Origin of the sequence: Amycolatopsis alba DSM 44262, from assembly GCF_000384215.1 — a bacterium.
GTDB classification, from domain to species: domain Bacteria; phylum Actinomycetota; class Actinomycetes; order Mycobacteriales; family Pseudonocardiaceae; genus Amycolatopsis; species Amycolatopsis alba.
The window spans coordinates 9,422,172-9,443,350 of sequence record NZ_KB913032.1 but is presented as its reverse complement, the minus strand read 5'-3'; the positions used below and the strand labels follow the sequence as shown (position 1 = coordinate 9,443,350).

Sequence of the window (21,179 nt, the reverse complement as noted above, 5' to 3'; positions counted from 1 at the left end):
ACGTTTGGGGGACACCATGACCGGCACCGACGAGGTACCCGGACCGTTCGCGCCCGCGCCGCCTCGTCCTGAAAGCCCCCGCAGCACCGGTACCGCGGTGGTCGGCCTGCTTATCGTCGCCGCCTTGACCACCACCGGGATGGCGATGGCGGGCGGACCCCGGAAGATCGACGGTCAAGCCTTCCCCGCGTCCGGCGCGCTCACCTCGGAAGGGGCCAAGGGTCCGGCGGGGACCGCGAAACCCGCGCCCAAGGAGGTGCGGGAACTGGAGACGAACCCGCTGCTGGCCGAGGGGATCGCCCTCGGCGCGGTCGCCTGCCGCCTGCCGGCGATCAGCCGTGACCCCGCGAAGCTGGAGACCTACTACAAGACCTTCGCCGCCTGTCTCGCCGAGGCCTGGAAACCAGCCCTGGACCAGGCGAACGAGCCCGCGTCGACGGTGACCGTGCAGGTGACGCTGCCCGAGAGCAGTGCCTGCGGCAAAGCGCCGAGCGAGGACGAGGCCGTCGCCTACTACTGCGGCGGCGACACCACGATCTACGCGCCGACGCAGTGGATGCTGAGCGACGCGGGCCTCGAACGGTCCCGTCACCTCGCGACGATGGCCCACGAGTACGGGCACCACGTCCAGCGCTCCAGCGGGATCCTGTCGGCGGCCGCGGAGAAGATGTCGTCGCCGGACGAGGACTCCCCGGCGGACAAGGAACTGGTCCGCCGCATCGAACTACAAGCGAACTGCTTCGGCGCGCTCGCCCTCTCGGCCGCCGCCGGTCGCGGTTCGATCAGCAGGTCACTGGCCGACGCGGCGCTCGCCGACTACGGCCGCGCCGACGACAGCGACACCCACGGCACCCGTCGTAACCAGCTGAAATGGGCGAAAGCCGGGTTCTCCGGGAAGACGACGTCGGCGTGCAACACCTGGGCGGCTTCGCCCGCGGACGTGAAATGACCGACGACGTGATGGCCGAGATCAACACCGGCCTCCAGCAGCACATCTCCGGTGACCGGGCGGGCGCGCGCGAGAAGTTCGCGGCCTTGTGGGAGCGGATCGGCGAGGACGGCGACCCGCTGCACCGCTGCGCCCTCGCGCACTACATGGCCGACGTCTGCGACGACCCCGCCGACGAACTCGCCTGGGATCTCCGCGCGCTCGCGGCGGCCGATTTGCTCACCGACGAACGGGCCCAGGAGTACCACGCGACTCTCGCCGTGCGCGGCTGCTACCCCTCGCTGCGCCTGAACCTCGCCGAGGATTACCGCAAACTCGGTGATCACGAGTCCGCGAAGACCCACTGGGAGCTCGGGCAGGGCACCCTCGGCGCGCTCGGCGACGACCCTTACGGCCTGGGGATCATCGAGGCGTATCGCGCGCTCGCCACCAGGCTGGATATCGAATCGGACTCTCCGGACTTTCGCGCTCGCCGGTGAGGCCATAACCTGGAGTGACTCAGGTCACCCATCCGGGAGGAGCGCGTATGCGGATTTCCGATCTGTTGCGGAACAAGGGGGCGGCCGTCGCGACCGTCTCGCCGGAGACGAACGTAACCGAACTGCTCGAAAGACTCGCGGAGCACAACGTCGGGGCGCTGGTCGTCGTCGACGACGAGGGCGAGATCGTCGGGATCGTCTCCGAACGGGACGTGGTGCGCCGGCTGAACGAACGCGGACCCCAGCTGCTCGACGGATCGGTGGCCGCGATCATGACGAAGCTGGTCGCCAGCTGCGCCCCCGAGGATTCGGTCGATCAGCTTTCGGTCCTGATGACCGAACGCCGCATCCGGCACGTCCCGGTCCTGGTCGACGGCAGGCTCGCGGGGATCGTGAGCATCGGCGACGTCGTGAAGACGCGGATGGAGCAGCTGGAGAAGAGCCAGGAACAGCTGGAGGCGTACATCTCGCAGGGCTGATCCCGGTCCGGCAAGGTCCGTTCCCCGCGAACCCGCGGGGAACGGACCTTGCATGTCGGCTACTCGCGCCACCCTGACAGCTCGACACCCTTCGCGACGTCCACCCGGTACCCGAGCGTCACGACGCCCTTCGCGCTCGGAGCGAGCGTCAGCCGCCAGGTGAACTCGCCCAGCTCGGTCCGCTCCACCGGATCCGGCGTCGTGCGGACGTCCCGGACCGTGATCGCGTCGTCACGGGAGACCGGCGCCTGGTCCAGCACGGTCACGACGGCTTCGCGCGGGCTGTGGTTGACGATCGTGGTGGTGTAGGCGGCCTCCCGCTTGCGGACGCCGGACAGCGTCGCCTTGCTCGCCGTGCGGTGCGCGAGTTCCCGTTCGACGCGGATCCGGTCGTCCACGCCGAGGGCGAGTTCGAGTTCCTCACCCGGCGCCCAGACGTCGAGCCGCGTGGTGCCGACGAACTCCGTTTCGTGGAACACCGACGCCTTCCCCGGCCGCAGCGTGTGCTCCGAGGTGTTCACCACGGTCGCCCGCAGGAACGCCTCCGGCGACACCGCCGGAGCGGTGATGTAGCCCAGTTTCGCGGTCAGGTCCAGCTGCGCGAGCGTCGTGCGGTGGCCCTGCGCTCCCGACGGCACCGCCACCGGGCGGCCGGGCCGGTAGGTGACCGCGGTGGCGCCCTGGTCGACGGACGCGGTCCGCGCCACCATGGCGGGCGCGGCGGGGGCCGCCATGGCCACCGACTCCGGGATCCCGCCGCCCGCGGGCGACGCGCTGCCGTACGCGGCGCGCGCCATCAACGGCTGGACCGGTCGCACGCGGTCGAGGAACCACGGTTCGAGCTCGGGCACCTCCACGGTGTTCGCCGGGCGCGCGGTGGACAGGGCCAGTTCGCATTCGGGCCAGTCCTCGCCGGTGTGCTGGGTGATCCGCCCATACCAGGTCACCGCGACGTCTTCCCCGCGCACGCGGACGTCGTAACCCGGTTCCCAGCCGGCGTTCGCGACCACATAGGACAGTTCGAGGCCGATTTCCGCGCCGTCCTCCTGGCTCTCCAGCTCGACCGTGACCGTCGCGCTGTCCACTTCGGACGTGCCTTGCTTCGCCTCGATGTCCCGGTCCAGCGCCTTGAGGTCGTCACGGAGCCGGGCGAGGCGGATACCGAGTTCGCGTCGCTTCCCCAGTGCTTCGGCCAATTGGACGCCGAGCGCGTCGGTGACTTCGGCGACACGGGGCGGTTCCGCCGTGCCCGCCGCGAGCGCTTTCGCGAAACTCTTTCCACTGCGGGTCGCCAGGCCGGTCAGCAGATCGACCTTCGCCGTTTCCGCGGAGACGGCGTCCGCGACCTCGTCGACCACCGCCTGATCGGTCTTGCGCCGTTCGGTCAGCGCGCGCAGGGAAGCGTCCGCGGGGGCGGGGTGGCGCTCGACGGCGACGTCGACCCCGGCGATGACCGCCGGACCGGAACCGGTGACGCGGACCGAATCGGTGTCCAGGTTCCACGGCAGGCCCGCGAAGGCGAAGCGCGTTTCCCCGTCGAGGCGTGCCGACGCCCGCCTCGTGATCCGGGCATGGTGGGGGTAGACGGTGACGGCGACGATCGGTGCTTCCACGATGCTCGGCATGCCTCCGACGTTAGTCGCTTGACACCTGTTCGGGGGGCCGGAAACCTCAGCTGGGTCTTGCCCGCCCGCCTTTGGGGGTCACGTGAGAGTCGCCAGACTCGCCGCCTTGTTCACCGCCGTCCTGGTCCTCCCGGCGACGGCGCTGCCGGCGCAAGCCGACGCGCCACCGACGCCGGTTTTCAAGGACGGCCAGGCGCAGCCGGTGTTCGACCCGGCGGACGTCATCCGGGAAAACGTCTGGGTCACCGCGCCGGTCGACAGCGACCATGACGGCAAGGACGACCTCGTGCACGCCGAGGTCGTGCGGCCCCGCGCCACCCAGCAGGGCATGAAGGTCCCGGTCGTCTACCAGGCCAGCCCGTATTACGCGGGCGGCAACGACGTCGCGAACCACAACGTCGACGTGGAGCTGTACGTACCCGGAGCCAAGCGCGCGCCCGCGGGCCCGAAGATCGCGACCAAGACCGTCGGCCCGAACCCGGCGCCGATCAACTGGGGCTACCAGAACTACTTCATCGCCCGCGGCTTCGCCGTCGTGTACGGCGAGTCGCTCGGCAGCGGCCAGTCCACCGGCTGCCCGAGCACCGGCGACGTCAACGAGACCATCGGCGCGAAGTCCATTGTGGACTGGCTGAACGGCCGCGCGACGGCTCGGGACGCGGCGGGCAAGGCCGCGGTCGCGGACTGGAGCACCGGCAAGACCGGCATGATGGGCGTCTCCTACAACGGGACCCTGCCCAACGCGGTGGCCAGCACCGGGGTCAAGGGACTGGAGACGATCGTCCCGATCGCGGCGATCTCTAGCTGGTACGACTACTACCGCAACGACGGCGCCGTCGTCGCGGCGGGCGGTTACCAGGGCGAGGACGCGGACGTGCTCGCCGACTACGTCCACACACGCCAGGATCGGGCGGTCTGCCGCCCGCTGATCGACAAGATCGCCGTCGACCAGGACCGGGTGACCGGTGACTACAGCCGCTTCTGGGACGTGCGGAACTACCGCAACGACGTCAACAAGGTGCGGGCCTCGGTGCTCGTGGTGCACGGCCTCGGCGACTGGAACGTCAAGACCGACCAGGGCACCCGCTGGTACGAAATGCTCAAGGCGCGCGGCGTCGAGCACAAGATCTGGCTGCACCAGGCCGGGCACGCCGACCCGATGAGCCTCCGTCGCGACGTCTGGCTCGTCACCCTGAACAAGTGGATGTCGCATTACCTCTACGGCATCGACAACGGTATCGAGCGCGAGCCGAAGGCCACCATCCAGCGCGAGGACAAGTCGTGGGTGGACGAGCCGGAGTGGCCGCTGCCCGGCGCCCAGGACGTGAAGCTCTACCCGTGGCCCGGTGGCTCCTCGAAGGGCAAGCTCGACACCCGCAACCCCGTGCCCGGCAAGGCCACCGTCGAGAAGCTGGCCGACGACGCGAGCAAGACCGTCGAACAGCTCGCCAACGCGGCCTCGTCGGGTAACCGGCTGCTGTACTCGACCACGGCGGCGAACCAGCCCGTCCGTCTCTCCGGCACGGTGAAGGCCGACCTTTCGCTGTCCTTCGACAAGCCGGCCGCGAACGTGACGGCGGTGCTCATCGACCGGGCCCCGAACGGGTCCGCGAAGGTGATCACCCGCGGCTGGACCGACCCGCAGAACCGGCACGACCCTGCCAAGACCGAGCCGATCACCCCTGGTGAGAACTACCGGATCGAGGTCGAACTGGTCGCGAAGGACTACCTGCTCGCGGCCGGGCACAAGATCGAGTTCCTGGTGGCCTCCAGCGACCACGACTACACGCTCCGGCCCAAGCCCGGCGCCGGTGTCTCGGTCGAGCTGAACCGGACTTCGCTGGTGCTGCCCGTGGCGGGCGGCAAGCCCGCGCTGCGCGCCGCTTTCGGCTGAGCACGTCCGCTCCGGATGCCACGTCCCGCCCTCGGGACGTGGCATCCGGCGTTTCCGGTGGAAAACGCCGACCGGACCTCGTGCTTGTATGGAAAATGTATTTCCTCCCGCTTTGCTTCGGCGCGTCCGGCTTCCCCACCCGTTGGAGGTCTCCATGTCCAGGTTGCGCCGCTTCGCAGTGCTCGCCGCGGCGGCCGTCGTCCCCGCGCTCGGCCTGACCCTCGCCGGTACGACGCAGGCGTCGGCCGCTCCGAACTTCCAGGTCCCGTTCAAATGCGGTGTCACGGTCACGGCCGCCACGTTCAGCGGGCACAGCCCGGCGAACTCGGTCGACTTCCAGAAGTCGGGGATCACCGGGATGCCGGTGCTCGCCGCGGCGGGCGGCACGGTCAGCCGGGTCGCCAACGAAGGCAGCACGAGCTACGGACGCTGGGTCGAGGTCGACCACGGTGGTGGCTGGACCACCCGGTATGCCCACCTGTCGACCCAGTCGGTCTCGGTCGGCCAGGCCGTCAGCCTCGGCAAACAGCTCGGCACGGCCGGGGCGACCGGCGGTGTGTCCGGTCCTCACCTGCACTTCGAAGAGCGGCTCAACGGAGTTGCGCAGAAGGCGAAGCTGAACGGCGTCGCGGTGCCTTACTACGCCCACACCGACTTCACCAGCAAGAACTCGTGCGGCGGGAACCCGTACGAGGCCACGGAGGTGTGCGGCAGCGGGTATTCGGTGGTCGACTCGCAGGCGCTCGCCGGTGGCTCCGGCACGGCGTACCTGCTCTACAACTCGTCGACCAAGGGCAACTGCGTGACCACGTTGAAGTCGGTTTCGCTCGGCACCGCGTCGCCGGTGTCGGCTTTCCTCGAAGTCCAGGGCTCGGCTCGCACGACCGACTCCGGCAGCTTCACCTATTACGCCGGGCCGGTGAAGAAGACGGCCGCGGCGACCTGCGTCAAGTGGGGCGGCTCGGTCGGTTCGAACGCCTACGAGAGCCCGTTCGAACACTGCGACTGATCCCGCGGGGCCGGGCACGGTAGACCACCCCACCGACAATCCGGCATCCCCTCGGCCGGTCCCGGTGACGGTTGTGCACAACGGTCCCGGCTGTCCACAGATGTGTCCCACCCCCACCCAGCGGCTCCATTCCCGCCGCAGGGTGGGGGTATGACCACAGCCACCCCGACCGGCAGGACCAAGGTCGATCTGAAGGATCCGGCGGACCTGCTCGCCGCGATCCCGTACATCCTCGGGTTCCACCCCGAGAACTCCGTCGTCGTCTTCGGGCAGAAGGGGCCGGACCGCAAAGGGCAGGGCCTCACGATGCGCGTGGACCTCCCACCACCCGCCCTGGAGAAAGACCAGGCGCGCGACCTCGCCATCCGGCTCGCCGTCACCGGCCACACCGGTGCCACGGTGGCCGTCGTCGGCGGCGGTTCCCCGAATCCGGCCGGGCGGCCACCTCGCCGCCGCTTCCTCCGGCGTCTGGAATCCTCGCTCGCCGAATACGGCATCCCGTTGCTCCACTCGCTGTGGGTGCCGTCCATCACCGAAGGCGCGCGGTGGCGGTGCTACCGCGACCAGGCCTGCGGCGGCGTCTTGCCCGACCCCGGCAAGTCGGTGGTCGCTGCCGTCATCACCAGGGAAGGCCACATCACCCGCGAGAGCAGGGCGGAGGTGGAGCGCCTTTTCGAGGCCGGTCCGCCGGAAACGCTCGCGCGCCGGGCAGACCTCCTGACCAGGCTGGCCGATCCGCCCTGGGGAAACGACGCTCCCGTCGAGGCGGGGCTCGCCGAGGTGAACGCCGCGCTGGCCCGCGTCGAGCGGGGCGACCACGCGATCACCGACGAGCAGGCCGTCCGGCTCGCGTGGGCGCTCTCCCTCGTCGAGGTCCGGGACGCCTGCCTGCTCACCGCGGTCCCCGCGGGCTCACGACTGGCGCGGGTCGCGGAAGGCCTCTGGCTGAGTCTCGCCCGCGAGTTGCCCGAACCGGAATCCGCCGAGGCGCTGTGCCTGAAGGCACACGCCGCCTACATCCGCGGTGACCTGGCCAGCGCCGGTATGGCGCTGGCCAGGGCCATCGAGGTCGATCCGGAACACCGGATGGCCGGACTGCTGACAGCCGCTCTGGACGGGATGCTGGCTCCGTCCGAAGTGGCCGGGATCGTCCTGCGGCAGCGGGCGGAAGAGCCGCCCGTGCTCGGTCTCAGACCGTCTGGCGGGACTGAGTGAACGCCCACGCGTCGGCCACGATGCCGTCGAGGTCGGTGCGCTCGGGCTTCCAGCCGAGTTCGCCGCCCGCCCGTTCGCTGGAGGCCACCAGCACCGACGGGTCGCCCGCCCGGCGCGGAGCGACCGCGGCGGGGATCTCGTGACCGGTGGTGCGGCGGCACGCCTCGATCACCTCGAGCACGGAGAAACCGGTGCCGCTGCCGAGGTTGTAGATGCGGTGCTCGCCGTCGACGGCGTGACGCAGGGCCAGCAGATGCGCGTCGGCGAGGTCGACCACGTGGATGTAGTCGCGGATGGCGGTGCCGTCCGCGGTCGGGTAGTCGTCACCGAAGATCTGGATCCGGCCGCGGTCCCCGGTGGCGACCTGGAGCACGAGGGGGATCAGGTGGGTTTCGGTGGTGTGCCGCTCACCGAAGGAGCCATAGGCGCCGGCGACGTTGAAGTAGCGCAGGCTGACGGCGGCGATGCCGTGGGCGCGCGAGAACGACGTGATCGCGTGGTCGATGGCCAGCTTCGTCGCGCCGTAGGTGTTGGTCGGCTGCGTCGGCGCCGTCTCCGGGATGGGGGAGGACTCGGGCTCGCCGTAGGTGGCCGCGGTGGAGGAGAACACCAGCCGCTTCGTGCCGTGGTCGCGCATCGCTTCGAGCAGGCGAAGCGAGGTCAGGACGTTGCCCTCCCAGTACTTCGCCGGATCCGTCATCGACTCGCCGACCAGCGACTTGGCGGCGAAGTGGAGGACACCGTCGAAGCCGTCGCCGAGAACGCGCCGGGCGACCTCGGCGGCGTCGCCTTCGATGAAGGTGGCGTCCGGGTGCACCGCGTCGGCGTGCCCGGTGGAGAGATCGTCGACCACGGTGACGTCGTGCCCGGCCTCGATGAGGCGGGCCGCGCAGACGCTGCCCACATAACCGGCTCCGCCCGTCACCATCAGCTTCAGGGTCTTGGTCGGTTCGTCGGTCACGTTCGCGCCTTTCTGCTGCGGATGCGGTCGCGGCCCAGTCTCCTCGCCCCCTGGCGCCCGGCGCGTCCGGGGGTGAGGGTCCTACGGTTCGTCGCGGCCGGCGCCGCGCGACGGCACCGCGGTGAACAGTCTGGGGTGGCGCAGATCCGCCGCTTCGTACGCGGCCTTCACCGCTCGACCCACGGTGTCCACATCGGACTCGCGGACCAGCGCGATCGCCGAGCCGCCGAAACCGCCGCCGGTCATCCGCGCGCCGAGAGCCCCGGCTTCGCGGGCCGAGTCGACGGCGAGGTCGAGTTCAGGGGTGGAGATCCGGTAGTCGTCGCGCATGCTGACGTGCGAGGCGTCCAGCTGGGGGCCGATCTCGGCGATCCGGCCGTCCCGCAGCAGAGCCACGGTGTCGAGGACCCGCTGGTTTTCCGTCACCACGTGGCGCACCAGCGGCACGAGCTCGTCCGGCAGCTTCGCGAGCGCGGCGCCGAGCCCGTCGGCGCCGATGTCCCGCAGCGCCTTCACCTCGAGCAGTTCCGCGGCGCGTTCACAGCCCCTGCGGCGTTCGCCGTAGCCGCCCTCGGCGTGCGAGTGCTTCGTGCGGGTGTCCATGATCAGGATCCGGACGCCGGATTCCTCCAGCGGGAACGGCACCTGCTCCAGCTCTCCGGAGCGGACGTCGAGGAACAGCACGTTCGATTCCGTGCAGCACAGGGACGCGGTCTGGTCGAGCAGGCCGGTCGGAGCCCCGACGAAGTCGTTCTCCGAACGCTGCACCCAGCGGGCCACTTCGTGCAGGCTCGGCGAACCCGCGCCGGTCCCCGGAGTGATACCCGCCAGCCCGAGGAGGGCGAGCGCGACAGCGCATTCGAGCGCGTGCGAAGAGGACAGCCCCGCCCCCGAGGGCACGTCCCCCGCGATCGCCAGGTCCGCGCCGGAGCCGAGGCCCTGGTCGCGCAGCACCCAGGCGACCCCCGCCGGGTACGCGGTCCACCCTTCGACGGAGCCGGGCTTCAGGTCGGCGATGGTGAGCGGGCCCGATTCCTGGACCCGGCCGTCCGAGCCGAGCGTGGCCACGGTGAGCACGCCGTCCTCGCGCGGGGCCGCCGCGGCGGCGAGCCGGTGCGGGAGGGCGAACGGCAGCACGAAACCGTCGTTGTAGTCGGTGTGCTCGCCGATCAGGTTCACCCGGCCCGGCGCCGACCAGACCCCGGCCGGAGCGCGGCCGTGGAGGGCCCGGAAGGTCGCCGCGGAGTCGGACGCGGCGCTCACCTGGCCTGCGCCAGCACGGCGTGCAGTGCCGAGGTGGCGACCTGGGCGGTGTTGCTGCCCCCGGTGACCTCGATGGTCCCGCCGGGCGCCGCCTTGCCGACCTTGACCCGGCTGCCGGGCACGATGCCGACCGACTTGAGCTCCGTCATCAGGCTCTCGTCCAGCTGGACGTGCTCGGCGATGCGGCGGATCTCGACCTCGCCGCCACCCATCCGGGCGAATTCGTCGAGCCGGATGAGGTCGGCTTCGGCCGGCGGGGCGGGATCGCCGTCGCCGAGCTTGTCCAGTCCGGGGATCGGGTTGCCGTAGGGCGAGGTGGTGGGATGGTCGAGCAGCTTGACCAGCTTGCGCTCGACGGCCTCGCTCATCACGTGTTCCCAGCGGCAGGCCTCGTTGTGGACGTGCTCCCACTCCAGGCCGATGACATCGACCAGGAGGCGCTCGGCCAGCCGGTGCTTGCGCATGACCGCGATGGCGAGCTCGCGACCGTGCTCGGTCAGCTGCAGGTGCCTGTCGTCCGCGACGACCACCAGGCCGTCACGTTCCATCCTGGCGACGGTCTGGCTCACGGTCGGGCCGCTCTGCTGCAGGCGCTCCGCGATCCGGGCCCGCAGCGGGACGACACCTTCTTCTTCGAGCTCGTAGATGGTACGCAAGTACATCTCTGTGGTGTCGATGAGATCGTTCACGCTGTCCCCTTCGTCCGCGTTGCTCATCGTAGTCGCTGGCACTGACAGCGACGCAGGCGTGGGGACAACAAGCGCCGTGGCGGGAAAAGTCCTCCCAAGCTGGGCGTGGAGCCGCGAAGCGCGGGAAGATGGCCGTATGCGCCCCATGATCACCACCAGCGAACTCGCCGCGCAGCTCTCCGGCCCGGAATCGGCACGCTCCGTAGTCCTCGACGTCCGCTGGCGGCTCGCCGGCCCGCCCGGCGCCGATTCCTACCGTGAGGCACATCTCCCTGGCGCGGTGTACGTCGATCTCGACACGGCGCTCGCCGGGGAGCCGGGTGACGGCGGCCGCCATCCGCTGCCCGAAGCCGGGACGCTGCAGCAGCACCTGCGGGCGGCGGGGGTCCGTGCCGGTCACCCGGTCGTGGTTTACGACGACTCCGACGGGTCTGTCGCGGCCAGGGCGTGGTGGCTGCTGCGCTGGGCAGGGCATACCGAGGTCGCCGTGCTGGACGGAGGGTTCGCCGCCTGGGCCGAGGAAGAGCGCCCGCTCACCGGCGAGGTCCCCTCGCCGCCGGAGGGGGACATCGTCGTCGAGCCCGGCGGAATGCCGGTGCTGGACGCGGCCGGGGCGGCCACGCTCGCCAGGGACGGGCTGCTCTTCGACGCGCGGGCTAAGCCGAGGTACGCGGGGGAGACGGAGCCGATCGATCCGCGCGCCGGGCACATCCCCGGCGCGGTCAACGCGCCTTTCTCCGGGCATCTCGCGGAGGACGGCCGCTGGCGCGACGCCTCGGAACTGGCGGAGCGGTTCGAAGGGCTCGGCGTGACGCCGGAGACACCGGTCGGTGTCTACTGTGGATCGGGCGTAACCGCCTCGTCGGTGGTGCTCGCGCTCGAGGTCTCCGGTCATCCGGCGCCCGTGGCGCTGTACACGGGTTCCTGGTCGCACTGGTCCCGCGATCCGGAGCGCCCGGTGGCCACGGGGGACCTGCCCGGCTGACGCGCGGCGTCCGGGACGGGGCAGGAGCCGCTTCCGGGCACTAGAGTCCGTGCCATGCGAGCACCGGCCGTCGTATGGGACTCCTCGCTGCTGGGTTACGACCTCGGCGGCGAGCATCCGTTCAATCCGGTGCGGCTCGAACTGACCATCCGGCTCGCCACCGAACTCGGCGTGCTCGACGGGGTCGAGCTGCTCGTCCCCGACGCCGCGGGAGAGGACGAGTTGCGCCGCGTCCACATCGGCGAGTACATCGAGGCCGTGCGGCAGGCGCCGATGACCGGCGCCGATTTCGCGCACGGGCTCGGCACCGAGGACAACCCGGTGTTCACCGGCATGCACGAGGCCTCGGCGCTGGTCGTCGGCTCGACGCTGCTGGCCGCGCGCAAGATCGCCGACGGCGAGGCGACCAGGGCGGTGAACATCGCAGGCGGGCTGCACCACGCGATGCCGGGCAAGGCGTCGGGCTTCTGTGTCTACAACGACTGCTCGGTGGCCATCTCGTGGCTGCTGGACCACGGCTTCGACCGGGTCGCCTACGTCGACACCGATGTCCACCACGGCGACGGCGTGCAGACGGCGTTCTACGAAGACCCCCGTGTGCTGACCGTTTCCCTGCACCAGCACCCGTTCACGCTGTGGCCGGGCACGGGCTACTCGGCGGAGACCGGCAAGGGCGGGGCCGAGGGCACCGCGGTCAACGTGCCGCTGCCGCCCGGCACCCGCGACGGCGGCTGGCTGCGGGCGTTCGAGGCGGTGGTGCCGTCGCTGCTGGAGCAGTTCCGGCCGCAGATCCTCGTCACCCAGTGCGGTGTCGATTCGCACGAGGAAGACCCGCTGGCGGATCTCTCGCTTTCGGTGGACGGTCATCGCGCCATCTATCGGCGGCTGAGGGAACTGTCCGAAGCTCACGCCGGTGGCCGCTGGCTCGCCGTGGGCGGCGGGGGCTACCAGCTGATCCGGGTGGTGCCGCGGTCCTGGACCCATCTGCTCGGCACCGTGCTCGACCGCGACGTCGACCCGGCGACGGCCCTGCCGCCGGACTGGGTCGCGTCGATTTCCAGGGCCGCGCCGAAGGCCGAGATCCCGCCCGGCATGTCCGACGGCCGCGAAACCGCCTTCGTCCCGTGGGGCGACGGGGCCGACGAACCGGTCGACATCGCCATCCGCGACACCCGCCGCGCGATCTTCCCGCTGCACGGCCTCGATCCGGACGATCCGAGGGACTGACATGGCCAGTGAGGACATCACCAAGCGCGACCCCTACGACTTCCCGCGCGAGTGGGAGGCCGACGTCCTGCTCTCCGACGGCGGCACGGTGCATCTGCGCCCGGTGATCCCCAGCGACGCCGACGGGCTCGTCGCCTTCCACGGGCGGTTGTCCGAACGCACCCGCTACTTCCGGTACTTCGGCGCCTATCCGCGGATCCCGCAGCGGGACCTCGAACGGTTCTCCGTCGTCGACCACCACGACAGGGTCGCTTTCGTCGCGCTGCTGGGCGACGACATCGTCGCGGTCGGCCGCTACGAAAGGCTCGAACACGGGCCGTCGGCCGAGGTCGCGTTCGTCGTCGACGACGCCCATCAGGGCCGCGGGCTCGGGTCGATCCTGCTGGAGCATCTGGCCGCCGCCGCGTCGGAATCCGGGCTGCGCCGCTTCGTCGCCGAGGTGCTCGCCGAGAACGCGGCGATGGTCCGCGTGTTCCGCGACGCGGGCTACCAGGTCAGCCGCGAGATCGAAGAAGGCGTGCTGCACCTGGAGTTCGACATCGACCCGACCGAGGAGTCGCTCGCGGTCGCCCGGTCACGGGAGCAGGCAGCCGAGGCGCGCAGCGTGCACAACCTGCTGCATCCGAAGTCGGTCGCGGTGATCGGCGCGTCCACCGATCCGACGAAGATCGGCTACGTAGCCCTCACGAACCTGCTCAGTGCCGACTTCGCCGGCACCGTCTACCCGGTCAATCCCGAGCACAAGTCCGTGCGCGGCGTGCGGGCGTATCCGTCCGTCGTGGACATTCCCGACGCCGTCGACCTGGCGCTGGTGGCCGTCCCCGCCGAGGCCGTCGAGTCCGTTTTGGACGGTGCGCTGGCCAAAGGGGTCAAGACCCTCCTGATCGTCTCGGGCGGCTTCGCCGAGGCCGGGCCGCACGGGTTGCACGCCGAGCTGAGGCTGGTCGGAGAGGCCAGAGCCCACGGCATGCGCGTCGTCGGCCCGAACGCGCTGGGCGTGCTCAACACCGACGCGTCGGTCCGGCTCAACGCGACCCTCGCGCCCCGCCTGCCCGCACGCGGCCGCACCGGGTTCTTCTGCCAGTCCGGCGCGCTGGGCACCGCGATCCTCGCCGATGCCGAAGCACGCGGCCTCGGGCTCTCCACCTTCGTCTCGGCCGGCAACCGGGCCGACGTCTCCGGCAACGACCTGCTCCAGTACTGGGAGACCGATCCGGCGACCGACCTCGTCCTGCTGTACCTCGAATCGTTCGGCAACCCGCGCAAGTTCGCCCGGCTCGCCAGGCGGCTGGCGCGGACGAAACCGGTGGTGGCGGTGAAATCCGGCAGGCACGCGGTCCGCCCGCAGCTCGCCGCGACCTCGGCGGAGGTCGACGAGTCCAGCGTCCAGGCCCTGTTCGAGCAGGCGGGAGTCGTCCGCGTCGACACGCTCGCGCAACTCTTCGACACCGCGCTGGTCTTCGCCCACCAGCCGCTGCCCGCCGGGCCGCGCATCGCGATCGTGGGCAACTCCAGCGCCATCGGGTTGCTCGCCGCCGACACCGCGCGGGCGCACGGCCTCCGGCTGACGTCCGATCCGGTCGACGTCGGGCCGCAAGCCGGTCCGGAGGAGTTCGCCGCCGCCGTGCGCGAAGCCCTCAATTCCCCGGAGACCGACGCGCTCGTCGTGGTCTTCGTGCCCCCGCTCGCGATCCCTGGCACCGCCTACGCCCGCGCGCTGCGGGAGGCCGTCGTCGAGATGGACAAGAACAAGCCGATCGTGTCGACCTTCCTCGCCGTCGAAGGCGTGCCGGACGAACTGGCCGTGCTGTCCGAGGACGGCGTGCCGACGCGGGGTTCGGTCCCGTCGTATCCCAGCCCCGAACGCGCGGTGAACGCGCTCGCGCGAGTCGTGCGGTACGCCGCCTGGCGGCAGCGGCCGCAGGGCAACCTCGTGCGGCCCGCCGGTCTGCACGCCGAACAGGCGCAGGTCATCGTCGGCGAGCTCCTGGCAGGTGAAGACGGCAAGACGACCTTGCTCTCCGATGACGACGTGGTCCGGCTCCTGGGCTGCTACGGCATCGACGTCGTCCCGTTCGAGGTCGCGACCTCCGCGGACGAGGCGGTGAAAGCCGCCGAGGACCTCGGTTTCCCGGTCACGCTCAAGGCCGTCGACGAGCGGCTGCGCGGCAGGCCGGACCTCGCCGGGGTGCGGCTCGATCTGTCCTCTTCGGACGGAGTGCGCCGGGCGTACCTCGATCTGCGGGAGATCTCCGGCGACGACGAGGTCTACGTCCAGCGGATGGCGCCCAAGGGCCTGTCGTGCGTGATCGGGCTGCAGGACGACCCGTCGTTCGGCTCGCTTGTCTCGTTCGGTCTCTCCGGCCTGGTCAGCACGCTGCTGGGGGACCGGGCCTACCGCGCCGTCCCGCTCACCGACGTCGATGCCGCCACCCTGCTGCGCGAACCGCGCACGTCGCCGCTGCTCACCGGGTACCGCGGCGACGAACCGGCGGATCTGGCCGCGCTCCAGGACATCGTGCTGCGCGTCGCCGCGCTCGCCGAGGACAACCCCGAGGTCCGCTCGATGACGCTCGACCCGATCCTGGCCTCGCCGGACGGCGCCTTCGTCGCCAACGCCCGGATCGTGCTGGGCCCGCCGCCGTCCCGTCCCGACACCGGGCCGCGACGGCTGCGGCCGATCAACGCCCCTATTTGAGGCCGGGCAGCACGACCGCGAGCACGCTCACGGCCAGCGGGGCGAGGATTCCGAACGCCGTCGTGACGGTCTTGCCCACCGTGGTGTCGGTCCCGAGGAGCTGCGCCAGCCGGGCGCGTCCGGCGAGCCACTCTTCGGTGGGCCGCGCGTCGGGCGGCACCGGGTAGAGCTCGTCGACCAGCCGCAGGCAGCGGGTCTTCCACGCGAGGAACACCGGGACGTACAACAGGAGCGAGATCGCGGTGAACAGCGCGCCGTAGAGCAGCACGCTCTCCGGCGGGAAGGACTGCTTCGGGGTGCCGGTCGCGAGGAACGCCCGCCGCTGGGCCCCGGCGTCGATGACCGCCGCCGACACGATGAGCGCCAGCGCCGTGAGACAGATCCCGTTGGCGCGCTTGCATTCGAGGAGTTCGCCGAGTACGTCGGACGCCTGCGCCCGCTCCTCGCCGTCGAGTACTCGCGAGATCCGGCGCAGCCGCGTGTGACTGAGCCACAACCCCAGCACCGAGGGTGCCGCCGCGATCAGGCCGAGGCCGAGCAGGGTCCGCGAGATCCCGATCGCGGTCGTGGGCTTGAGATCCCCGATCGGCGAACCGGTCTTCCACTGGAACGCGAACAGGATCACCGCGAAGATCGCGTACGCCAGCGCCGGTTTCCACACCGCGACACCGGCCAGACGGTGCCAGCCGGTCAAGGGGAGCGAGTGCGCGAACAGGAAGGCGATCAGCACCGACCACACCCCGAACTCCGCCGTGTCCGCCAGTGCCTTGTTGCTCCGCGAGCCGAGCACCGCCCTGGTCAGCAGGCCGAGCCCGGCGAAGGCGCCGAGGGCGAGCACGCTGATCACGAGCGGCCAGAGCCAGTGCTTCCTCAGGCGCGTCACGCCGTCAGTCTGCCGCGAACGGCGTCCGTCAGGAATCCCACTCTTGGGGCGAGCGCGCGGCGAGATCCGCGTCGTGGCCGGTGAACGTCGCTATGTCGCCCCGGATCGTGTTGTGGAACGCGACGACCCGCCCGTCACGGATGAGCTGCGTCTGCACCCCGCGTTGCTCCCCGGCGAGGTGGCCCGCCGGGATGGACAGCACGGTCTCGGTGTGCACGAGGTCGATGCCGCCGCCGAGCGGACGGCTCGACAACTGGCGGATTTTCAGCGTGCTGCCGCGGTAAATGGTGTCGAAGATCTTCTGGCTCTCCCGCGCGATGGTCGCCCGGCCGCGCTGGATCCGGCCGACGACGTCGACGAAATCCACGTCCTCGGCGAAATTCGCGGCCCACGCCTCGCCGTCACCCGCGTTCCAAGCGTGTTCCAACGCGGTGATGAGCTCCTCGGTGGTCATCGCCCTCCTCCTGTAACATCGATCCATTAGTTAGAACAACGTTCCAACTTTCTGGGAGCATACATGCCCGCGGACCTTCCCGGCATCGTCCGGTTGCGCGACCGCCGCGAGGCGCTGACGCTGCGCACGATCCTGACCGCGGCCCGCGGGCTGTTCGCCGAACGCGGGTACGCGCGGACCCCGATCCGCCTCATCGCCCAGGAAGCGGGGGTGTCCCCGCAGACCATCTACGCCCACTTCGGCTCGAAGGCCGGTGTCCTTGGCGGGCTCGTCGACCTCCTCGACGACGAGGCCGGGATTCCCGACCTCGTCGCCGAGGCGGCGCGAACCGAAGATCAGGTCGCGTTGCTCGGCCTGCTGGCCACGGTCGCCCGTCAGGTGCGGGAACGCTGTGGCGACATCGTCACGACGCTGGGCTCCGGCGCCGCCGTCGATCCCGACATCGCCGCGACACGGGCGAAAGGTGCCCGGCGTAACCGGCTGGGCGTCGAGATGGTCATCGACCGGGTCCGGAACGGCGACCGCGCCCTGGTGCCCAGGGCCGTGGACATCGCCGTCGCGCTGATGAGCGCCGACGTCCACACCAGCCTCGTCGCCGAGGCCGGGTGGAGTCACGGCGACTACGAGGCGTGGCTCAAGGACACGCTGGTCTCATCGCTGCTTCGGTGACGCAGGTTCTTGCCGAAGAACGCCGAGACCTCGGCGCGCTGCACGGCGACACTCCGCACCGGATCGATGGTGCCGACGTACGCCGCCGGGGCGTTTCCCAGTTGCGGCAACAGGGTCTGGTAGTCGGCGAAGCTGAAATGCTCGCCGTCCGGCAGCCGTGTCTCGCCGGTCCAGCCGCGCTGGTTGCGCTGGAATTCCTGCCAGGACGCGTCCGACGCGGCGCTGTGATCGCCGGAGCTCATCAGCAGGAACGGCCGATCCAGTCCTTCGTCGGCGACGCGGCCGAAGATCCGCTGAGACTGCGAGTGGGCCATGCTGCCGTCGAGGTTCGCCCCGGCGACGATGCGCCGGTCGGTCACCATCGTCTCGCCCGCGGTGAACCCGCCGGCGGAGTGGCCGAACATGCCGACCCGGTTCAGGCCGAGCGAGTCGAGGACGAACCGCGTGTCCCGGACGCGGGTGTCGATCATGCGCTTCGACACCTCGATACTCGACGGCGGCAGGGCCTTCTTCTCGACGCGGCCACCGGGGAACTCGACCGCTTCCGCCTCGTGGGTGTGGTCGATGGCCACGACGACGTAACCCTCGCTCGCCAGCTGTTCCTGCAGCGTGGTGCCGTGGGAACGCGACAGGCTGCCGCCGGGCGAATACAGCACGACAGGCCGCTTGCCGCCGATCGCGGGCGCGCCGAGCCGTGAGTTCGTGGGGAAGCGGTAGTCGAGCTGATCCGCGTCGATGCCCAGTTTGGCGGCGTCACCCTCGGCCACCGTCTTCGCGACTCCCGGAGCCATGTACAGCGCTTTCGGTTTCCCGCTCGGCAACGCCGGATAGCGCACGGTCACCATGAGTTCCCTGGTGGTGCCGGGGACCCACGGATCCTGGCGGGAGCGGTCGATCAGGTGGAGATCGGTACTGCCGACCGCGTACGAGCCCGTCGGCGCGGGCAGGCTGAAGCGGACGGGAGCCGCCGACGCCGCCGGGGCGGCAAGTGCGGCAGGCAAGGCGAGAACCGTGGCCAGTACACCGATCCTGGGTGGAATTCGTGTCATGGCAACGAAGGTAGGGAGCGATCAGGTGCCGGGGCATCGGGAAGATCACCGGTACCGACCCTGGGATCAGTGCCGGGGATACCGGAGTTCCCAGGCGGTTCCGGTTCCGTCCGCGGCCAGTTCCCGTTTGAGCACCTTGTGCGTCGCCGTCTGCGGCAGCGCATCGACCACCCGCACGAAGCGGGGCCACTGTTTCGGACCGAGATCGCCTTGCGCGGCGACGAAAGCGGCGAACTCGCCCGCGTCGACCGGCGAACGGCAGACCAGCGCGGCCATCACCTGGTCGCCCACCCGCGGATCCGGCACCGCGTACACGGCGGCTTCGCGGACGGCGGGATGGCGGAGGAGCGCGCGTTCGATCGGGGCGGTGCCGAGGTTCTCACCATCGACGCGGAGCCAGTCGCCGAGCCGCCCCGCGAAATAGCAGTAGCCGTCCGCGTCGAGGTACGCCAGGTCGCCGGTGTGGTACATCCCGTCGCGCATCCGCTCGGCCTCGGCGGCGGGATCGCCGTAGTACCCGGCGAAGAAGCCCGGCCCGCCGGTGTTGACCAGCTCGCCGACGGCCTCGGCGGCATTGAGCAGTTTCCCGGCCGCGTCGAATTCCGCCGGGGGGCAGGGTTTCCCGGTCTCCGGATCGAGGACGGCGACGCCGTCGAGCAGCCTGCCCAGTGAACCGGCCGGGGTGGTGGCGTCCCGGCCGAAGTTCACGCCGCCCTCGGTCGAGCCGAACGCGTCGACCACGTGGCAGCCGAATCGCGTGCCGAACACGGCGAGGTCGGCTTCGGCGCCCTCGTTGCCGTAGACCAGTTTCAGCGAGTTGTCCGCGTCGTCGTCCCGCTCGGGGGTGGTGAGCACGTAGGACAGCGGCTTGCCGACGTAGTTGGCGTAGGTCGCCCCGAACTTCCGGACGTCCGGAAGGAAACCGGAGGCGGAGAACCGCCGCCGCAGCGCGATCCCCGCGCCCGAAGCGAGCCCGACCGACCAGCCCGCCATGATGGCGTTGGAGTGGAACATCGGCATCGACACGTACACGGTGTCCTGTGTGGACAGACCGAACCGGTCGGCCAGCATCTCGCCGGGGAACGCGACCTTGTCGTGCGTGCACCGGACGGCTTTCGGGTCGCCGCTGGTGCCGGAGGTGAAGATCAGCATGAGCAGGTCTTCGGGTTTCGCGGCCACGGGAACGACCGTCTCCCGCGACGGTTCGAGCTCGCTCAGCGGCCGCACCGGGACACCGGCCTCGGACAGCAGCGGGAGGTACTTCTCCTCGGCGAACACCAGCTCGCAGTCGGCCAGCGCGACGTCACGCGCCAGCGCCGCGCCCCGTCGTGTCGGGTTCAGGCCGACCAGCACGTGCCCCGACAGCGCGGCACCGCCGAGCAGGAACGAGAACTCGGGGACGTTGTCGGCCAGCAGCCCGAAATGTCCGCCGGGGCGCAGGAGCCCGCTCAACGCGGCCGCGTATCCGGCGCAGGCCCGGACATGCTCGGCCCAGGACCAGCGCCGGTCTTCGAACAGCAGCCCGGTCGACTGGTCCTCCGCCCTGGCGAGCAGGAGCTCCGTGACCGTCGAGGTCATGCCGGGTCCGCGGCCAGGAGATCGCCGAGCCCCCGCAGCTGCGTGGTCGCGCCGCCCAAGGTGAACTCGAGCCGTTTCGCCGCGACGAAGTAGCGGTGCAGCGTGTGGTCGACGTCGATGCCGACCCCGCCGTGGACGTGCACGGCGGTGTGCGCGACGCGGTGACCGGCCTCCGCGGCCCAGAACTTCGCCGTCGCGACCTCTTCGGCCGCTGGAAGTCCTTCGCTCAGTCGCCAGACGGCCTGCCACAACGTCAGCCGGACGGCTTCGACGTCGACATAGGCGTCGGCGAGCCGCTGCCGCACCGCCTGGAAACTCCCGATGAGATGGTCGAACTGCTTGCGTTCCCGCGCGTACGCCGCGGTCAGCTCAAGCGCCCGTTCGACGACGCCGAGCTGCTGCGCGCAGGCACCGATCGTGCCGCGCAGCCGCAGCCATTCACCGATGTCACCCAAGGAGACGCCTGCCTTGGCGCCGGACAGTTCGACGAGCGCCGCGTCGGCGTGGTCGACGGTCCGCTGCGGCGAGACGGTCACCGCGTCCCGGTCGAGCAGGAACACCTGCCGCCCGCCGTCGATGGCGGCTTCGACGAGGAAGCCGTGCGCGAACGCGCCCGACGCCACCGCGGTCTGCGCGCCGGTCAGCCGCCAGCCGTCGCCGTCGGCCTCGGCGGTGAACCCGCACGGCACGCCGTAATCCGGCAGCGCGACCGCGAGGACGTGGTCGCCGCGCAGCACCGGCACGACCCAGCGTTCGGCCAGCTGTCCATCGCCGAATTCGGCGACCGCCGCCGCGCCCGTCACGACCGACGTCAGGTACGGCACGGGTGCGACCGCGCGGCCGATCTCGGCCAGGACGGAGCACTGCTCCAGCAGCCCGAACCCGCCGCCGCCGACCGACTGCGGCAGCGCCGCGTCGATCACCCCAGCCTGCGCGAGCGCCGTCCACAGTGGAGCGTCGAAGCCGCCGGAACCGTGCGGTCCCAGCACGTCGGGCGTGACCTTGTCCGTCAGGATCCGGCGCGTGAGCGACGCGAGATCCTGCTGCGCTTCGGTGAGCGTGAAGTCCATCGG

Annotated in this window: 19 protein-coding genes; 10 read left to right on the top strand and 9 right to left on the bottom strand. The window is 70.8% G+C overall.

Annotated elements, in window-relative coordinates; all coding sequences use genetic code 11:
* Nucleotides 1-16: 16 nt before the first annotated feature.
* Genes AMYAL_RS0143545 through AMYAL_RS0143535 form a run of 3 tightly spaced genes read left to right on the top strand, consistent with a single transcriptional unit; the run spans nt 17 to nt 1,907 of the window.
* Nucleotides 17-949 (top strand): neutral zinc metallopeptidase, encoded by a 933-nt coding sequence (locus tag AMYAL_RS0143545; protein ID WP_020637604.1) that lies wholly within the window; start codon nt 17-19, stop codon nt 947-949.
* Complete coding sequence (locus AMYAL_RS0143540; RefSeq protein WP_026467941.1) at nt 946-1,428, top strand: hypothetical protein; 483 nt, start codon at nt 946-948, stop codon at nt 1,426-1,428. The genes AMYAL_RS0143545 and AMYAL_RS0143540 overlap by 4 nt, the downstream gene beginning before the upstream one ends.
* A 47-nt stretch (nt 1,429-1,475) precedes the next feature.
* Nucleotides 1,476-1,907, top strand: coding sequence for a CBS domain-containing protein (locus tag AMYAL_RS0143535; RefSeq protein WP_020637602.1), 432 nt, complete (start codon nt 1,476-1,478; stop codon nt 1,905-1,907).
* Nucleotides 1,908-1,966: 59 nt separating this feature from the next.
* Here AMYAL_RS0143535 and AMYAL_RS0143530 read toward each other — a convergent pair whose 3' ends face one another.
* Nucleotides 1,967-3,532, bottom strand: coding sequence for a DUF4139 domain-containing protein (locus AMYAL_RS0143530; protein WP_020637601.1), 1,566 nt, complete (start codon nt 3,530-3,532; stop codon nt 1,967-1,969).
* 82 nt (nt 3,533-3,614) lie between these two features.
* Here AMYAL_RS0143530 and AMYAL_RS0143525 point away from each other — a divergent pair, with 82 nt between their 5' ends.
* The 3 genes from AMYAL_RS0143525 to AMYAL_RS0143515 all read left to right on the top strand — a co-directional run bounded on the left by AMYAL_RS0143525 (nt 3,615) and on the right by AMYAL_RS0143515 (nt 7,650).
* Nucleotides 3,615-5,426, top strand: coding sequence for a Xaa-Pro dipeptidyl-peptidase (locus AMYAL_RS0143525; RefSeq protein WP_026467940.1), 1,812 nt, complete (start codon nt 3,615-3,617; stop codon nt 5,424-5,426).
* Nucleotides 5,427-5,580: 154 nt separating this feature from the next.
* Nucleotides 5,581-6,435, top strand: coding sequence for a M23 family metallopeptidase (locus tag AMYAL_RS0143520; RefSeq protein ID WP_020637599.1), 855 nt, complete (start codon nt 5,581-5,583; stop codon nt 6,433-6,435).
* Nucleotides 6,436-6,585: 150 nt separating this feature from the next.
* Nucleotides 6,586-7,650, top strand: coding sequence for a DUF4192 domain-containing protein (locus AMYAL_RS0143515; protein ID WP_020637598.1), 1,065 nt, complete (start codon nt 6,586-6,588; stop codon nt 7,648-7,650).
* Here AMYAL_RS0143515 and galE read toward each other — a convergent pair.
* From galE to AMYAL_RS0143500, 3 genes are all read right to left on the bottom strand, one after another.
* A complete protein-coding gene (gene galE, locus AMYAL_RS0143510; protein WP_093976540.1) occupies nt 7,625-8,578 on the bottom strand; it encodes a UDP-glucose 4-epimerase GalE in 954 nt (317 codons plus the stop codon). The two genes, AMYAL_RS0143515 and galE, sit on opposite strands and share 26 nt — an antisense overlap.
* A 114-nt stretch (nt 8,579-8,692) precedes the next feature.
* The gene (gene galK, locus AMYAL_RS0143505) at nt 8,693-9,874 is read right to left on the bottom strand and encodes a galactokinase (RefSeq protein WP_020637596.1); all 1,182 of its coding nucleotides are present in this window, start codon (nt 9,872-9,874) and stop codon (nt 8,693-8,695) included.
* A complete protein-coding gene (locus AMYAL_RS0143500) occupies nt 9,871-10,590 on the bottom strand; it encodes an iron-dependent transcriptional repressor DtxR (RefSeq protein ID WP_020637595.1) in 720 nt (239 codons plus the stop codon). The genes galK and AMYAL_RS0143500 overlap by 4 nt, the downstream gene beginning before the upstream one ends.
* Before the next feature lie 109 nt (nt 10,591-10,699).
* On the opposite strand from AMYAL_RS0143500, the gene AMYAL_RS0143495 reads away from it, so the two are divergent.
* From AMYAL_RS0143495 to AMYAL_RS0143485, 3 genes are read left to right on the top strand one after another with little or no spacing between them, the layout of a single operon-like run.
* Nucleotides 10,700-11,548, top strand: a complete 849-nt coding sequence (locus AMYAL_RS0143495; RefSeq protein WP_026467938.1) for a sulfurtransferase — start codon at nt 10,700-10,702, stop codon at nt 11,546-11,548.
* Nucleotides 11,549-11,602: 54 nt separating this feature from the next.
* Nucleotides 11,603-12,775: an acetoin utilization protein AcuC gene (locus AMYAL_RS0143490; protein WP_020637593.1), complete on the top strand. Its 1,173-nt coding sequence runs from the start codon at nt 11,603-11,605 to the stop codon at nt 12,773-12,775.
* A 1-nt stretch (nt 12,776) separates the two neighbouring features.
* Nucleotides 12,777-15,473 carry a bifunctional acetate--CoA ligase family protein/GNAT family N-acetyltransferase gene (locus tag AMYAL_RS0143485; protein ID WP_020637592.1) on the top strand — a complete coding sequence of 899 codons (2,697 nt, stop codon included), beginning with the start codon at nt 12,777-12,779 and terminating at the stop codon, nt 15,471-15,473.
* Here AMYAL_RS0143485 and AMYAL_RS0143480 read toward each other — a convergent pair.
* Nucleotides 15,466-16,356: a hypothetical protein gene (locus AMYAL_RS0143480; protein WP_020637591.1), complete on the bottom strand. Its 891-nt coding sequence runs from the start codon at nt 16,354-16,356 to the stop codon at nt 15,466-15,468. The two genes, AMYAL_RS0143485 and AMYAL_RS0143480, sit on opposite strands and share 8 nt — an antisense overlap.
* Before the next feature lie 28 nt (nt 16,357-16,384).
* Nucleotides 16,385-16,810, bottom strand: a complete 426-nt coding sequence (locus tag AMYAL_RS0143475) for an SgcJ/EcaC family oxidoreductase (protein WP_020637590.1) — start codon at nt 16,808-16,810, stop codon at nt 16,385-16,387.
* A gap of 63 nt (nt 16,811-16,873) precedes the next feature.
* On the opposite strand from AMYAL_RS0143475, the gene AMYAL_RS0143470 reads away from it, so the two are divergent.
* Nucleotides 16,874-17,479, top strand: coding sequence for a TetR/AcrR family transcriptional regulator (locus tag AMYAL_RS0143470; RefSeq protein WP_020637589.1), 606 nt, complete (start codon nt 16,874-16,876; stop codon nt 17,477-17,479).
* On the opposite strand, the gene AMYAL_RS0143465 is transcribed toward AMYAL_RS0143470, so the two are convergent.
* From AMYAL_RS0143465 to AMYAL_RS0143455, 3 genes are all read right to left on the bottom strand, one after another.
* Nucleotides 17,431-18,528: an alpha/beta hydrolase family protein gene (locus AMYAL_RS0143465; RefSeq protein WP_026467937.1), complete on the bottom strand. Its 1,098-nt coding sequence runs from the start codon at nt 18,526-18,528 to the stop codon at nt 17,431-17,433. The genes AMYAL_RS0143470 and AMYAL_RS0143465 overlap by 49 nt on opposite strands.
* 66 nt (nt 18,529-18,594) lie before the next feature.
* Complete coding sequence (locus tag AMYAL_RS0143460; protein WP_020637587.1) at nt 18,595-20,106, bottom strand: long-chain-fatty-acid--CoA ligase; 1,512 nt, start codon at nt 20,104-20,106, stop codon at nt 18,595-18,597.
* Nucleotides 20,103-21,176, bottom strand: coding sequence for an acyl-CoA dehydrogenase family protein (locus tag AMYAL_RS0143455; protein ID WP_020637586.1), 1,074 nt, complete (start codon nt 21,174-21,176; stop codon nt 20,103-20,105). Before AMYAL_RS0143455 ends, AMYAL_RS0143460 begins: the two co-directional genes overlap by 4 nt.
* Nucleotides 21,177-21,179 lie beyond the last annotated feature (3 nt).